The sequence below is a fragment of the Methanobacterium sp. genome, from assembly GCF_016217785.1.
GTDB lineage: Archaea > Methanobacteriota > Methanobacteria > Methanobacteriales > Methanobacteriaceae > Methanobacterium.
Genome location: NZ_JACRGA010000018.1, coordinates 26,418 through 42,500, shown reverse-complemented (window position 1 = coordinate 42,500; position 16,083 = coordinate 26,418). Strand labels below are relative to the sequence as shown.

The window sequence follows — 16,083 nt, the reverse complement described above, 5'->3', positions numbered from 1 at the left end:
TCCTGTCTTCGATGTCCATAAAGCTCACTTTAAAATAAGAGTATTAATTATTCAGATTATTCTAAAAAATCTTATGTTTATTACTGTTATGTAGTTCAGTCCTCTTAAAAACTTACACTAATTCTAGTATTGATTTTCCACTTAAAAAAGTTTTAATTAAAATAAAGAAAGTGGTGGAACGGATTATTTAAGTCACATTCCACACCATGACCTCAGATATTCCTTCTGAAGGTTCCTTATGGGCCAGTTTGAAATGGGTTAATCCGGCTCCCTGCATGAAGAACAGTCGGGTGAACATGGAGTCTTCCAGTTCCTTGCTCATTGCCACTGCAATCAGGTTGTCATCCTGTTTAACCACCAGTATGGAAAATGTGCTCTGGTTATTTACAACCGTGTCCATAGCAGTTGTACCATTGGAAACAATGATCAGGCGATGAGGTGGGGCAATCTTGTTTTTACTCACTTGCAGACCGCCAGTAACATTAGTACCATTTATCTGGACTGTTACATTATTCTCACCCTGGATGGTAACTACATTATTTTCAGTGGTGGCATTAGCCTGGGCCAGTGAATAGATGGAGTTGGTGGAATTTTTGCTGTCAAAGTTCCAGTTTCCGAAATAGGACCACCAGCCAGCTTTACCAACCATGTCCAGGCTGGTGACAAATAAATCTGGTGTGGTATTAGTTGGGTGAGTGTATTGTAATACATTCTGCGCCTGTTCAGTGGTCATTCCATACTGAGAGGTCAGTGTGTTCTGGGCTGAAGTTTTATCTGTAACCAGGATTTTATCCATGATTTCAACAGTTTTACCGGTGTTATTGGTGAAATTTTCCACAGCCATATAACCATTATCACCACTGGATGCCAGCATCTTAAGTATGCCCGCAGATAGGGCTTCATTATTGGTGGATAAGGCTTTACCAACCCAGTATGCCCGGGCGTTGTTCTGGGAACCTCCATCAAATGTGACTCCTCTATCTGCCTTAACAGCGAAGAGGTGTCCGAAGTCCCACCAGGATGTCATTACTGCGTTTGAAGGTGTGTTATTCTTTACCCAGGTAAGTGTGTTAACCATTGCATCATCAGTTCCAGGAACAACCGAGTTGGAAACTGCATTGGCAGAACTTACGGGACCGTAACATACCAGCACAATCACTAAAGCCATTGCTACGTATTGATATAGTGGTTTTTCTATCTGAGTTTTAAGATAATTCGCAATGAATCCAACAAAGATTCCTGCACACAGAGCAATTGGGAGTGAAAATGCTTCCACGAACCTTACACCCTTGGTAAATGCGTAAGCTGTGATTAATAGCCATACAGAGAAAAGTATGGCGTAATACAGATAATTACTCCGCTTTTCAGGAGGTATGATCCCTCCGAATTCTTTTTGTTCGGATTTGGTGTCTTTGGGTTCTTCTTTCCTGGATTTTCGCCCCCGTCTTGGTTTTCTATCCTTTTTAGGAGGTTTTCCTTTTCCTTTAGCTTCTTTTCCCTTGGCTTTTTTGATCCTCAGGTTCCAGAAGATCATCAGTAGTCCCAGTATTCCAAAGGCAAATGGGAATATTCCACCCACATCAGCTATTACGGTGCTTGCACTTGGAATCTGCAGTTCACCTACAGATATGAATACATTGGGATACGCTGTGGCCTGTGTAGCTGATTGAAGTTGAATTACGCTTAAAGGCTCGAGAAGCTGTGAGGAGAATAGATTTCCCCAGAATATGAACATCAACACTGAACTTAAACCCACGAATATGAGTAAGGGTAGTAGTACGGGTTGTTCAAGTAACCACTGCTTCTTGCTGGAATATCCTTTCCATGATTTGAAGGTCTCCATTTTAAATAGGTACTTAGAAATGAGCATGTACAGTACAGTGACGAAAATCACCAGGTAGAATATATACCACCAGCCCGACCATGCTATGGCAAATAACAGCATTGAAATAGCAGCATAAACTGCGAATAACATTTTTTTCCGGCTTTCAGTGGCGGTGATACTAACACTGAAGAACCATATCACCAGGAGTGGGAGGATCATACCAAACATGTCGGTGTCGAAGAAACCAGCGAAGGTGTGGGAGAAATAGAATGTGGAAACTCCCACCAGCACTCCTGCAGTGATACCTCCATAATCATTACTTAGGCTCTTAACGAAGAAATAGGCCGGTATAACACAAAGTGAAGCTATGATGGCCGACGTCCAAAAACTGACTTGTAACAGAGAATAGTCCCCAAATAAATTGGCCAGATAATAGAAGAATGCAGTAATCCATATAAGCAAGGGAGGATATTCTGCAGATCTTCCCGGTGGGAAGTAGGAATGTAAGTCCCAATCTGTACCATTTTTGATGGTGTCCCCTAAATAGCCATGTTCCACGAAGTTCTCAGTTAAGCGATAATTATAATATGAATCCATCTCACTGAAGTAAGGAAGACCATTATCCTCCTGGAAATAAGCTTTCATCTGGTCTGGCACTCCAGAGATGCCAGATGCCTCCGCTCGGAGGAAGAATACTAAAGAAAATAGAAGTAGGACTATTATGATTGGTTTTAACTTGGATAAGATGTTCTTTGTGTCCATATTATTTATTCCCCATTTGACCTTAAGTTGTTACTTATGATTGATTTGTAAACGTATATATCATATTATCTTATATTGGGCTGTTTTTACTATTTAAAGTATAAGTTTTGAATGATTTTATTATTACACCCCTATAAATCCCAGACAGTTTTAAGTATTAAAGACTCTCCCCCAGTTCCAAACTGGGCAATTTATATTTCATAACATGTCGTTGATATTATTTGAATTTTTATAAGGTTATAATTAGTTTTAATAATGTTAAACTTTGTATTAATGATTGTTTATTTTAGATTCAGTCGTACTATCTACGGTTTCTTATTGATTAATGACCAGACCCCAAGATTTAAATAGTATAATGTTAGATCTATCAAACATAATGTTATAAAAATCTAACATAATGTTTTAAATAAATAACATAATGTTACAAATAAACAACATACCTGAATGAAACAAATTGAATGAAACATACTGAATGAAAAATATTAATTATGAAAATGAGGTGAAAGAATGAAAATAGAATTCAATTATTTCTGGGGACTACTTGGTGTTTTAGGATTTTTAGGATATATCTTTGAAAATCAGATTTATTACGTGTTTTTTGCATTTTTCCTATTATTTTTAGTGCCAATTTTCAATAAAATAGGCAAAAAAGAAGAAAATGAGCACAGCCACCTGGATCATGAAGAAAGTGAAAATTACAAGGTATACAATATAAGTATTTGGTTTGGATCCGCTGCTTTAATGATTTCTGGGTTGATAATGATGGCTACCAAAACCATGAGTGATTTATTGGCTGTTATCATCCTATTGGGTATAACTGCTTATATGGCCAATTTTTTCACCTATGTCGGAATGGACAAAAAAGCCCAGGATGAACGTCTAAGAAAAATAGGGACATTCGCTACGACATATTCATGGTATATAACTTTAGTATTCATCTCTTTCCTGGTAATAACTATGTACTGGGCGCAAAATATACACAATCCCATTGAATTATTGGGTGTGACCATCTTCGTCATGACCTCCACTATGCTAATTGCTAACACAATTTTAAGCCGTAAAGGTGACATAGATTAAATTCATGTAAACTGAAGGCGAAAGAATGAAAACCAGGATAAAAGAATATAGAGCTCGCCATAACCTTACTCAAGCCCAGTTAGCGGGAAAAGTAGGCGTTAGAAGAGAAACCATCGTCTTCCTTGAAAAAGGAAAATACAATCCCTCTTTAAAACTAGCCCATGATATAGCAAAGGTTTTAAAGGGTAAAATTGACGATATTTTCATTTTTGATGACGAAACAGATTAAAAAAAGATTGAAAGAGATTAAAAAAAGATTGAAAGAGATTAAAAAAAGATTAAAGAGGTGAATTAAGAAAAATCAAAAACGAAAATCAAAAATTAATAGAAAACATAACTCAAGTTTTCTCAGATTTTTGTTCCTGTTTTTCTTCCAGTGAACGGGTGTAGCGACATCGCGGGAATCCACTGCATCCCACAAATTCACCGTATCTGCCCCTTCTTTTTATAAGATCCTTCCCACAATCTGGGCAGACACCCACCACCTCGTTTTGTGGAGGTTCTTCTCCTTCCCGCCCGCATTTAGGATCCATGCAGGCCCTCTGCCGTGGTTTTCCAAATGATATCATTGGCAGACCACATTCTTCACATTTAGTTTTAAGAACCGCGGCCCCACGAGGCATGGAGTAAGTTGATTTACAATCAGGATAGGAAGTACAACCCACAAAACTACCCCCCTTAGGTGAGTTAATCATGATGAGGTTACCACCACAATTACACTTGCCCACAATCATACTCTCCCTGTAGGCAGCGTAAAGCTCTTCCCCTATTTTCATCTTGTTTACATCAATATCATCCAGTATGGAGCTTACTTCTTCTTTGGCTTCATTTATTATCTTATCTTTTTTAACTTCAGCCTTCATTATGCCATCGAGCTTGGTTTCAAATTCTCGGGTTAACTCTTCACTGGTTATTTTCTCTGAATATTTTTTGAGAGTGTCAATCAGGTGCTCCCCCAGCTGGTTGACTGAAATTTTTTTACCTTCAACGTATTTCCGGTCATAAAGGATGGATATTATGTTAGCACGGGTAGATTTGGTTCCAAGTCCTCTTTTTTCCAGTTCTCTAATAAGTGAAGCTTGATTATACCGAGCAGGAGGTTTGGTCTCTTTTTCTTCAGAGTAAGCCCGGGCATCCAGATAGTCACCCTCTTTGAGTGATGGGAACTCATCATTTTCCACTTTACGGTAGGGATAGTGTTCTCTCCAACCCATTTTTGCCATTCTCTTCCTGCTGAAGGCGAATTCCTGACCTCCAATATCCAGTTGGGTTTTCATGGTTTCCATGAGACCATTTTCGCCGAAAACACTGATGAAACGGTATACGATGAGCTCGTAGAGTTTCTGATAATCTCTTCCCAGCCCTTTTGGTACCAGGCCGGTGGGGTGGATTGCAGGGTGAGCTTCATCTGTTTTTTTACCTTCACGGGGTTTAATAGGTTCAGGGAGTTTTTCAATCTGTTTTCTGAATGCTGCATTCTTTTTCAGTTGTCCCAGGATCTTTTTATACCCAATGCTGGGAGGTAACTTCTGGGAAGAGGTACGTGGATAAGAGGTGTAACCTTCAGCATACAAGTTCTGGGCAATGGATTGAGTTTTCTTGGGGCTGAAGCCAAATACCCCGTAGGCCTCAGACTGGAGGGAACCCAGATCAAATGGGACTGGAGGTAATTGTGGGGTTTCTTTAACGCTTATTTGATTTACCAGAGCATCTTTACCTTCACAATCAGCGAGTATCTCCTCTTGAACTTTTTTATCGAAGATCTTTCCCTTTTTATGATCAGCAATTATGTCCCCTTCAATTTTGGCCTTGATGAGCCAATAAGGCTCCGGGATGAAGCTTTGGATTTCTTTCTCTCTTTCAACCAGAATAGCCAGTGTTGGGGTCTGGACTCTCCCTGCAGAGAGTTGTATGTAACGACTGGTGGCTTTCATCACTGAATCAGTGAGGTGTTTGGATATGTTCACTCCAAAGATGAAATCCAGGACATGTCTGGCTTCTCCACTGTCAACCTGATTGAAATCAAGGTCAATTGGTTCATTGTAGGCCTTCAGCAGGTCCTCCTTGGTGAGGGTGGAGAATTTCATACGCACGGCATTGTCAATACTTTTCTCACCACAGGCGTACTTCAACGCATTAAAACCAATTAATGTGCCTTCAATATCGTAATCGCAGGCATGAATAAATCTGTCAGCGTTTTTGGAGAATTTTTTAATGGCATCTATATAGTTCTTAACGTACTTTTTGCTTTTATCCTTCTGGTATAGCGGGACCCATCCCACTTCAAACATACGTCCTTTTTCCTTTTTCAGGGGAGATAAAGAGTATAAATGCCCTACAGCAGAAAGCACTGTAGTTTTCTTCCCACCTTCTTCTATTTCATAGTAAGGTACCTTTTTATAACTCTTCTTTACCGCTTTGCCAGGTATGGCGCCGGCTATCTTCTCTGATGCCTTTGGTTTTTCGCATACTATAACTTCGTGCATGAAAATCACTTAAATAATAATTGTTAAACGATTAATAATAACTATCAATGATCGCCACTGATAACATTCCCGTCCCAATATAATTGGACATATAGATTATAATAATATGGTTGATTATGGTAGATATTATATTAATATAATTAGTAGGTGGAATGGATTACTCCTTCATTATATTTTATAGGATCATTTGAATGATTATTTATCTTGAAGGATCATTATCTTATTATCTTTAAGGATCATATCATAAGGATATATGAATTGATATTAAAAATTGCATATGAATACAAGTTTATCATCATGATATAATATTAACAGGAACTCAAACCTTAAAAATGAAGTATCCATGGAAAAATAAAGTATCCATACAATAATTAGTGTAGAAATTTCACAGTCTTTTACCCCCCCCCCCAAGTCTAAAATATACCCCCCAAGTCAAAAATAATCATTATGAAGGAGATGGAAATGTTAATAGGCGTTATTTCTGACACACACATTCCTGAAAGAACAGACCACATCCCTGAGATAGTTTTTAAAGTTTTTGAAGGTGCAGATCTTATATTACATGCCGGAGATCTGGTTTCACTTGAGATTAAAGATCAGCTGGAAGATGTAGCACCCACCATCTGTGTTCAGGGAAATATGGATCGTTACAGAGGTTTGGACCTCCCTCAAAGAAAAAAATTAAATTTAGAGGGTATAAAAATCGGTTTATCCCACGGTGAAGTTTATCCGCGGGGAGATACTCAACAGTTACAGTATATTGGTTTAGAAATGGGAGTGGAAGTTCTCATCACCGGTCACACACACTGGTCCTTCATCAAGGAGTTGCCAGACATGCTACTGCTTAACCCTGGAAGTCCCACTGTACCCCGGCTATCAGACCCATCAGTGATGCTCATAGAATTGGAAGATGGTAAGTTAGATGCTAATATAGTTAAAATTGGAGATCCCATCTGCAAAGCACTTAATTTTAAAGGAGAAAGAGAATAAATGAGTCAATGGAATAAAGAAAGGAAAAACGAAGAATATTATAAGAAGGCCAAAAAACAGGATTATCGTTCCAGGGCTTCCTTTAAACTACAGCAATTAAATCGTAAATATAAAATAATTAAAAAAGGAGATTTTGTGGTTGATCTAGGGGCTGCTCCAGGCGGATGGTCTCAGGTAGCCCTGGAAGCTGTGGGTGAAGATGGATTAGTGGTTGCTGTTGATCTTAACCGGATGAAATCATTCCCTGAGGAAAATTTCTGGAGCATCAAAGGAGATTTCACCCATGAAGAGACTCTGGATGAAATTAAACGTACCATGCAGGGTAAGGCCCAGGTGATCATATCCGATGCTGCCCCTAAACTATCCGGTATTAAGGATCTAGATCAACTCAGATCCATAGACCTTGCACAAAGTGTACTGCAGATAAGTGATAGTATCCTGAAATACAAAGGTAACATAATCATGAAAGTTTTTCAGGGCGAAGGATATCCACAACTCCTGGCAGAGGTTAAAACAAAATTTCAAACCGTTAGAACCACCAAACCGCCTTCTTCCCGTAAAAAAAGTGGAGAAATGTACGTGGTGGGCCGAGGTTTTAGAAGAGCAGGGAAACAAAATTAACTATTTTTTGAGCAATACAACATTTATAATGGCCACAGCATCAATTATAAATGTTCAATTTTAATATAAAACAATACAGCTATAAAAAAGTAAAATAAAATTAAATGATGGATTAAAATCTAAATAAAGAGATTAAAATCCGAATATTCCCTTTTTATCCATTTCACATCTTTGATCTTATGGTTGCTAAACTCGATTTGGCCTTTTGCAGTTGTGTTTGGGCTGTTTGAATCCTTGTATCTACCTCATCAGAAGGTTTACCCACGGAAATAGCACTTGAAACATCACTAATGGCAGATTGAGTTTTAATCAATTCCAGTTCCGCAGTATTATACTCTGTCTTTAATTGATTATTACTCGTAGCTTGCACCTGAACCTTCACATTATCATATTGAGTCTTTAAACTTGAATATTCAGATTGTAATGATGCTAGTTGGTCATTGGCATTATTAGCACTGGCATCTGCAGATATGAAAGATGAAATTGATTGGAATCCAAGGTAGGCCAGTATGGCCACTGTGGCCACGATCATCAACACCCCCATGACAGAAATAGTCATGGAAGTAGCCTTGAACATTCTTAACCTTGATCTTTTCATTGATTTGCACCTGATTTTAACTGTATTCCTATGTTTTCGTTACCCTATGTTTCGTTAAATTTAAGAAATGAAACTATAATTCAACATAAAGTTTTCATCTATTCTTTTACATTCATCTATTCTTTTACAATAATATCTAAACAACTCCTTAATATAATTAAAATATAATCTAAACCCAAATTTCATTATTAATAAAACTCTATTTAATTATTACTAATTTGTAGTCCCTAAAATTTATCCAATTATTAAAAACAGATATTTAACAGACCTGAAATAATTTACAAGAATTATATATCAATTAAATCAACTTTTAAAATGTTTAAAGCCCGTATGAGCTCTAAATATTTTTAGTTTTTCATGAGAATTTTTTTATAATAGAAGATATTATAGTTAGACGATGGAAACTTCAGCCGAAACTACAACTGACAAAACTAAAAATCCTGTGGCCAAGTTCGAGGAGTTCTTTAGTACCAAATATAAAGACACTGTTTACGAAGCTCTGGAGAAATATCCCGAGGATAGATCAGTTCTAGTTGATTATGTAGAACTAGAGATGTTCGACCCGGACCTGGCAGACCTGTTAATTGAAAAACCAGATGAAGTGATCAAAGCTGCTTCCAAGGCCGTGCAAAACATTGATCCCCTCAGAAAAAACGCTGAATTACATATTCGTTTCGAGAATGTGCGTAACAACATTCCCCTACGTTATTTAAGAAGTAAATACATTGGTAAGTTCGTGGCTGTAGATGGAATCGTGCGTAAGACTGATGAGATCCGTCCTCGAATTCAAAAAGCCATTTTCGAGTGCCGTAGCTGTATGCGGCTCCATGAAGTGCAGCAAAAAAGTAATATGGTCACTGAACCAGCCCTCTGCCAGGAATGTGGAGGTCGATCCTTCCGAATACTCCAGGAAGAATCCGAATTCCTGGATACTCAGAACACCAAGGTTCAAGAACCACTGGAAAACCTCTCCGGAGGTGAACAACCCCGCCAGATCAACGTTATATTGGAAGATGACTTGGTGGACACTGTGACCCCTGGAGATGTGATAAGAATCACTGGAACCATGAAAACAGTCCGTGATGAAAAAACAAAACGTTTTCACAATTATATTTATGGTAACTACATCAGTGCCCTGGAACAGGAGTTTGAAGAATTAGACATCAGCCCAGAAGATGAAGAAAAGATAAAGGAACTGGCTGCCGACCCCGATGTTTACAATAAAATAATCAACTCCACCGCACCATCTATTAAAGGATACAGAGAAGTTAAAGAAGCAATAGCCCTCCAATTATTCGGTGGTTCAGCCAAAGAACTGGATGATAAAACCAGAATCAGAGGAGACATTCATATCCTAATTGTAGGAGACCCCGGTATAGGTAAGTCCCAGATGCTCAAATACGTGTCAAAACTGGCTCCGCGTGGTATTTACACCAGTGGAAAAGGTACTAGTGGAGTAGGTCTGACCGCCGCAGCCGTAAGAGACGAGTTCGGTGGTTGGTCCTTAGAAGCAGGTGCACTGGTCCTGGGGGATAAAGGTAATGTCTGTGTTGACGAACTGGACAAAATGCGACCTGAAGACCGATCCGCCATCCACGAGGCCCTGGAACAGCAGACCATCAGTATAGCCAAAGCTGGAATTATGGCCACTTTAAACTCACGTTGTTCAGTCTTAGCAGCTGCCAACCCCAAATTCGGACGTTTCGATCGTTATAAATCCATAGCAGAACAAATTAACCTTCCTTCAACAATTTTATCACGTTTTGACTTGACATTTGTGGTTGAAGATAAGCCAGATATTGAAAGAGACAGCGCACTGGCCACCCATATTCTTAACACACACCGGGACACTGCCGTACCCTACGATATCGAACCTGAACTATTAAGGAAATACATTGCCTATGCCCGGCGACAAGTCCACCCCCACTTAACCAATGAAGCCATGGATGTACTTCGAGAGTTCTACGTAGGTATGCGTGGTGGATCCGCAGATGAAGACTCACCAGTCCCCATAACAGCCAGACAACTGGAAGCTCTGGTCCGATTATCCGAAGCAAGTTCTAAAATTCGGTTGGGGGTTGAAGTAACACGTGAAGATGCTAAGCGAGCAATTACACTCCAGGAAAATTGTCTAAAACAGGTAGGATACGATCCAGAAACAGGTAAAGTGGATATTGATAAGGTTGAAGGACGTACACCCAAATCAGATAGGGATAAAATCAGAGTGGTTCAGGAAATTATAAAAGAACTGGAAGAAGAGTACGGCGGACGAGCCCCCACCAATATACTTATAACTGAAATGCGAGATAGATATAATATGAGCGAGGAAAAGGTAGAAGACCTGATCCGCCAGTTGAAAAGAAAAGGAATCATTTACGAACCCCAGCAAGGTTACTTAAGGGTCGCCTGAGCTGGAATTATCTTAAATTTTTCTTATTTAGTTAAATTCAATTTAACCAATTTTATGCGATTTTAGTTGAAGGAGGTATAAATATGAGCGATTATGAAGAATTACTGGACCGAGCCATTGAACAATTACCACCCCAGGCACTGGAAACCAAAAGGTTCTCAGTACCCAAGGCCTACTCGATAATCCAGGGAAACCGGACCATCATTCAGAACTTCGGAGAAATAGCCGATGCCATGAACCGAGACCCCCAACACATCCTTAAATTCCTGTTAAGGGAACTGGGTACTGCTGGAAACCTGGAAGGAAACCGGGCTATAATGCAGGGAAAATTCACCCATTACCTGATTAACGACCGGATGGAAGACTACGTGCAACGTTTCATCATGTGCCACGAGTGCAACAGACCAGATACCAGAATAATAAGGGAAGACCGCATCTTCCTCCTTAAATGTGAGGCATGCGGAGCTAAGGCACCTTTAAAGACCCTTTAAATTCCCTATTTTTATTCTATTACTTTTTTATACCTGAAAAATTTTATTTACAAATATCAAGATTAGATACTATGTTCTGTATTAAATGCGGTAAAGAAGACCAAGAACTGTTTAAAGGCCTCTGTCATTCCTGTTTTGCTGCTGGAAATAAGTTGATCACTATTCCCTCTGAATTAGAAGTGGAATCTTGTGCCCACTGTTCATCCATCCATGTGGGTGATAAATGGATGGAAACAGAACTTTCAGAAGAAGATTTCGTTGCACAGACCATAGCCCAGGAGTCTATCCTTGATGAAGATGCAGAGGATGTAGTTCTGGAAATAGATCTCATCAATCAAAGAGGTTCCATTCTGGAAATGATGGTAACTGCCAGTGGCAAGGTTTTAGGAATACCAGTGCGAAGGGAGTTTAAGGTAAACGTTAAACTCAACCGTGATGCATGCCCAGAATGCAGTAAGTATGCTTCAGGTTACTATGAAGCAGTTCTGCAGTTAAGGGCGGATACACGGCCACTTGAAGCTGAAGAAATTCAGACGGCTGATGATATAATAAAACGTTTGCTGGACAAATTATCCAAAAAAAACCGCATGGCTTACCTTTCACAAAGAGTAGGAATTAAAGAGGGTGTGGACTACTATTTTGGCTCTTACAAAGCTGCCCGGAAGATCTCAAATGTCCTGAAAGAACAGATGGGTGGAATGTTGGGGGAATCACCCAGACTCATGGGCCGGGATAAATCCGCCGGCAAGGACCTTTATCGAATATGGATATCCCTACGACTCCCAATATTCCAGAAGGGAGACTTCATAACCCATGGGGATCATGTAGGACAGGTAATTGATATAAACGGCCGTAAGATCGCTATTCAGGATCTGGAAACAACCGAACATATATCCATATCCTGGCGTGAATATTCTAACCTGGAAAGGATAGCAGGTAAGGAAGATGTGAAGCCGACCACAGTTACTGCCAAAACCCCCACTGAAATACAGATACTCCACCCTGAAACATACCAACCCCTGGATCTGGATATACTAAGCGAATTAGCAGATATAAATATAGGGGAAGAAGTGGAAGTAATTGAAATTAGGGGAAAACTCTACATCATCCCTCCTAAAAAATAGGATATAATAATAAGAAAGAGTAGTGGGGATAAAAATAATCCGATTAAAATCAAAAAATCCATCCCAAGTAACCTTAGAATGATAATCAGTAGATTAAATCTCAAATGATTATCAAAATCCCCCTTAGATTAGCAGATAAGGTTTAAAATTATAAATAAAATCAGTAACAATAAACCCAATGATGGTGACTATAATGGACACAGATTCTACAATGAACACTATAGGACAAGGCGCCCTGGAAGTGGTAACTCCAGAAGAACTCAAAGTTATACTGGAAAAAGACGAGAAAACAGCCTACATAGGGTATGAACCCTCAGGAAAGGTGCATCTTGGACATGCCATCACTGTGAAGAAGATGATAGACCTGCAGGAAGCAGGTTTCAAGATAAAGATTCTTCTGGCAGACCTTCATGCTTACCTTAATGGCAAAGGAAGTTTAGAAAAAATCAAAGAGATTTCTGAATATAACAAACGTTGTTTCCGGGCTTTAGGACTCTCTGAGGATACTGAATTCATTTTAGGTAGTAGTTTTCAGACTAGAGAAGATTACACCATGAAGGTTTACCAGTTAGCCCTTTCAACTACTCTAACCCGTGCCAGAAGGAGTATGGCCCAGATAACTCGGGATGCTGAGGATCATCAGGTGGCGGAGGTTATCTACCCTTTGATGCAGGTGGTGGATATGTTGTTTTTAGAGGTGGATCTGGCAGTGGGTGGTATGGAGCAACGGAAAATCCATATGCTGGCCAGGGACAATCTTCCTAAATTAGGATTCCAGTCCCCGGTATGCATTCACACCCCACTACTGCACGGTACTGATGGCTCGGATAAGATGTCCTCCAGTAAAGAGAACTTCATAGCCATTGATGATGAACCTGCGGTAATCACTGAAAAGATCAAAAAGAGTTACTGTCCTGCGGGTGAAATTGAGGGAAATCCAGTTCTGGAAATAGCTCATCACTTCATATTTAGTGAAAGGAATACCCTGCTTATAAAGAGGCCAGATAAGTTTGGAGGGAATCTGGAATTAACCCAGGATGAACTGGTGCAGATGTACGGGAACGGAAAGTTACATCCCCTGGATCTGAAAAACGGGGTTGCTGATTCTCTGACTGAAATTTTAGAGCCAGTAAGAGATTTTCTTAGGAATTAGATAATAATTTCCATTAATTCAATAGATAATTCTAAAATATTACATAGTATTTAGTTAAAGCGGGAATTATAAGTTCAATTAAATTGTATTTAGAATAAAATAAGAAAAGTTAACGATGAAATTATATTAGAATGTTTGAGGTGATACCATGGAAGAAGATATGATGTATGAAATGAGAATTCCACCAGGGATAACAGAAAGGATAATGGCCGAAGTTGTAACCCAATTCAATCTGGAACTAAAAAACACCGATGACGGCCCATTACTCTATGGGAAGAAAAAAAACTTGGAAGATGCCCAGGATCACATTGTAAAAGCCCTCAATCAGCGTATAAAAGAACTTGAAAAAAAAGAACCTGAAAAAGATGAAGAACCTGAAAAAGAGTGATCACTAATTCTTTTTCACATTTTTACAGGGATTTAAATAAACTTTCAATCCCTAATTCATCTAATATTCATTTTCAGCCGATAACAGTACTTCCATCAGTTATATGCACATGCCCAGTTTAGGGGCAACTATTCTTTTTATATCATCGTGGACCTTGTTCATCCCATTACTGGCATTAACTACCATAAAACCATGCTGTTGGGCCAGTTTAAGATATCTTTGACGAACGCTTTCCAGGAAATTCGCCTCTTCGAAACTATCAGTACCCTCACATCTGGTGAGTGCAGTTTCAATTTCCAGATCCAGGAGTATCACCAGATCCGGTTCCAGGGCATGTTGATTTATCTGGGCTATCCAGTCTTCACCATTTTGATAAGCCAGGCTGGAGTAAAATGAACGGTCACTAAGTACAATCCGGTTCATTTCTTCTTCTTTACGAATAGTATCCATGAGAAGAGTTCGATCAGCAGCAAATAACAGTGCCAATGTCCTCTGGAATCCTTCATCCTGTGCACTGGGACTTTGGAGCATTTTCCGAATAAGCAGACCCACTGGAGAGTCAGTGGGTTCTCTAATAAGTGTTACACTAAAACCACAATCTTCAAGCCATTTACCCAGACGTTCTAGTTGTGTGGATTTTCCTGAGCCATCAATTCCCTCTAAACAGATGTACATAGCTTTTTCTATCCCCCAAATAACTAATAAAACTTTGGAAGGTTACCTGAATTCCAAGTCCAATTCCATCAGAATCTTATTCTAAATTTTCGCATTCCAGGATAATCATTAAAGTTAATCCCCAGTTAACTAATCCAATACGCCATGAACCATAATTAAAAATCCAAATTCACTTATATAGGGAGGAAGTACTAAAATTCATGGATAATGGAGACATACTAGGTTTAATACTGGTCTACACATATGTGATACTTTTACTGGTGATTTCAGAGAAAGTACTTAAAAAACATCCTAATTTCAGTCGAAAGTTCCTGCATATTATGGTGGGGAATGTTTTATTCATACTACCCCTCTTTCAATCCAGATGGGTGATGGCACTTCTAGCAGCTGCCCCCTTTATTCTCTTAACTTTTCTTATAAGTCCCTATTCCCCCTTAAAAATAAAAGACAGAATATCAGGATCTGGTCACGGTCTAGGCCTGGTTTACTATGCCATCTCCTGGACTGTTCTGGCACTCATTTTCTTTGACCAGCCCTGGATTATAGCTGTGGGAATAGCTGCCATGTCTTATGGGGATGGTATGGCATCCTTAGTTGGTATGAAGTACGGTAAGATAAAATACAACATTTCCGGAGACAATAAAAGTCTGGAAGGCTCCCTCACCATGTTTTTAGTGCTCATTTGTACCATAGGGATAGTTTTAACTTATTATGCTGTACCCATCCAGCCACTGGCAATTGTGGGTGTAGCACTGGTAGCCACCATCTTTGAAGGAATAACTCCAAAAGGCCTGGATAACCTCACTGCCTGTTTTTCAGCAGTTGCAACCTACATTTTAATGACCGTATAATTTTTTTACACTTATGGAGGATAACATGCGCTTTATTATCATTGATGGTCTTGACGGGTCTGGAAAGAGTACTCAGGCTAAACTAATACAGGAAAAATACCTTTCCATGGGTGAAAGTGTTATACTCAGAGAACATCCTTCTTTTGACAATCCTTACGGCCTGAAAGCAAAAAAGGCCCTGCTGGGCAGGGGAAAGATCAATAAAATCAAAGCATCAGCTTATTATGCCCTGGATGTTATCCGTTCAGTTAAAAAATATGATGGTAAAACTGATAACCTTATTATGGTTCGTTATTTGATGGGTGTGGCATACCTGCCCCTTCCATTGGCCAAACTTCTCTACTGGTTCTTCACCATGATTCTTCCCACATCCCAGTACATGTTTTTCCTGGATCTTGAACCAGACGAGTCTCTTAAGCGAATGTCCTCCAGGAATGATGAAGAAATGTTTGAAAACATGGATGACTTGGTTAAGGTGAGGAAAAAGGCCCTTGAATTGGCTCAGGATTGGTATATTATCAACACTGCTGGAAGTATTGATGAAATTAAAGAAAAGATTCATGCCATTTTAGATGATGTGGATAGAAATTCTTGATTTCTTTGATATGTAATTTGTATCCATTAACTGGTTA

16 protein-coding genes (1 of these 16 cut by a window edge) are annotated in these 16,083 nt (G+C 39.2%); 11 read left to right on the top strand and 5 right to left on the bottom strand.

The features are described 5' to 3' along the window. Window positions 1-19, bottom strand: partial view of a GTP-binding protein gene (locus HY987_RS07705; protein ID WP_292757260.1) — the 5' end (the start) only. The gene continues 1,076 nt to the left of window position 1, outside the view; only the first 19 of its 1,095 coding nucleotides appear in the window; the start codon lies at window positions 17-19; the stop codon falls past the left edge of the window. Window positions 20-187: 168 nt separating this feature from the next. Further along, on the bottom strand, window positions 188-2,587 hold the full coding sequence (locus tag HY987_RS07700) for an STT3 domain-containing protein (protein WP_292757258.1): 2,400 nt from the start codon (window positions 2,585-2,587) through the stop codon (window positions 188-190). Between the two features lie 507 nt (window positions 2,588-3,094). Here HY987_RS07700 and HY987_RS07695 point away from each other — a divergent pair. Both HY987_RS07695 and HY987_RS07690 read left to right on the top strand, forming a co-directional pair. After that, the gene (locus HY987_RS07695; protein WP_292757256.1) at window positions 3,095-3,664 is read left to right on the top strand and encodes a hypothetical protein; all 570 of its coding nucleotides are present in this window, start codon (window positions 3,095-3,097) and stop codon (window positions 3,662-3,664) included. A gap of 25 nt (window positions 3,665-3,689) precedes the next feature. Then, on the top strand, window positions 3,690-3,893 hold the full coding sequence (locus tag HY987_RS07690) for a helix-turn-helix transcriptional regulator (RefSeq protein ID WP_292757254.1): 204 nt from the start codon (window positions 3,690-3,692) through the stop codon (window positions 3,891-3,893). A 109-nt stretch (window positions 3,894-4,002) separates the two neighbouring features. Here HY987_RS07690 and topA read toward each other — a convergent pair whose 3' ends face one another. Continuing rightward, window positions 4,003-6,150, bottom strand: coding sequence for a DNA topoisomerase I (gene topA, locus HY987_RS07685; protein WP_292757252.1), 2,148 nt, complete (start codon window positions 6,148-6,150; stop codon window positions 4,003-4,005). A 462-nt stretch (window positions 6,151-6,612) separates the two neighbouring features. Between topA and HY987_RS07680 the strand changes: the two genes are divergently transcribed. Then, entirely contained in the window at window positions 6,613-7,140 is a 528-nt protein-coding gene (locus HY987_RS07680) for a metallophosphoesterase (protein ID WP_292757250.1), read from the top strand. Next, complete coding sequence (locus tag HY987_RS07675) at window positions 7,141-7,761, top strand: SAM-dependent methyltransferase (protein WP_292757248.1); 621 nt, start codon at window positions 7,141-7,143, stop codon at window positions 7,759-7,761. Window positions 7,762-7,924: 163 nt separating this feature from the next. On the opposite strand, the gene HY987_RS07670 is transcribed toward HY987_RS07675, so the two are convergent. Further along, the gene (locus tag HY987_RS07670; protein WP_292757246.1) at window positions 7,925-8,359 is read right to left on the bottom strand and encodes a hypothetical protein; all 435 of its coding nucleotides are present in this window, start codon (window positions 8,357-8,359) and stop codon (window positions 7,925-7,927) included. A gap of 397 nt (window positions 8,360-8,756) precedes the next feature. On the opposite strand from HY987_RS07670, the gene mcm reads away from it, so the two are divergent. From mcm to HY987_RS07645, 5 genes are all read left to right on the top strand, one after another. Next, the gene (gene mcm / locus HY987_RS07665) at window positions 8,757-10,769 is read left to right on the top strand and encodes a minichromosome maintenance protein MCM (protein ID WP_292757245.1); all 2,013 of its coding nucleotides are present in this window, start codon (window positions 8,757-8,759) and stop codon (window positions 10,767-10,769) included. Window positions 10,770-10,852: 83 nt separating this feature from the next. Next, the gene (locus HY987_RS07660) at window positions 10,853-11,260 is read left to right on the top strand and encodes a translation initiation factor IF-2 subunit beta (RefSeq protein ID WP_292757243.1); all 408 of its coding nucleotides are present in this window, start codon (window positions 10,853-10,855) and stop codon (window positions 11,258-11,260) included. 71 nt (window positions 11,261-11,331) lie between these two features. Then, window positions 11,332-12,384 carry a 60S ribosomal export protein NMD3 gene (locus HY987_RS07655; RefSeq protein WP_292757241.1) on the top strand — a complete coding sequence of 351 codons (1,053 nt, stop codon included), beginning with the start codon at window positions 11,332-11,334 and terminating at the stop codon, window positions 12,382-12,384. 193 nt (window positions 12,385-12,577) lie between these two features. Continuing rightward, window positions 12,578-13,537, top strand: coding sequence for a tyrosine--tRNA ligase (locus HY987_RS07650; protein ID WP_292757239.1), 960 nt, complete (start codon window positions 12,578-12,580; stop codon window positions 13,535-13,537). A 148-nt stretch (window positions 13,538-13,685) separates the two neighbouring features. Beyond that, on the top strand, window positions 13,686-13,925 hold the full coding sequence (locus tag HY987_RS07645; protein ID WP_292757237.1) for a hypothetical protein: 240 nt from the start codon (window positions 13,686-13,688) through the stop codon (window positions 13,923-13,925). Between the two features lie 99 nt (window positions 13,926-14,024). On the opposite strand, the gene tmk is transcribed toward HY987_RS07645, so the two are convergent. Beyond that, window positions 14,025-14,600 (bottom strand): dTMP kinase, encoded by a 576-nt coding sequence (tmk, locus tag HY987_RS07640; protein ID WP_292757235.1) that lies wholly within the window; start codon window positions 14,598-14,600, stop codon window positions 14,025-14,027. Between the two features lie 200 nt (window positions 14,601-14,800). Here tmk and HY987_RS07635 point away from each other — a divergent pair, with 200 nt between their 5' ends. Beyond that, entirely contained in the window at window positions 14,801-15,451 is a 651-nt protein-coding gene (locus HY987_RS07635; protein WP_292757233.1) for a diacylglycerol/polyprenol kinase family protein, read from the top strand. Window positions 15,452-15,476: 25 nt separating this feature from the next. Then, on the top strand, window positions 15,477-16,046 hold the full coding sequence (locus HY987_RS07630; RefSeq protein ID WP_292757231.1) for a thymidylate kinase: 570 nt from the start codon (window positions 15,477-15,479) through the stop codon (window positions 16,044-16,046). Window positions 16,047-16,083 lie beyond the last annotated feature (37 nt).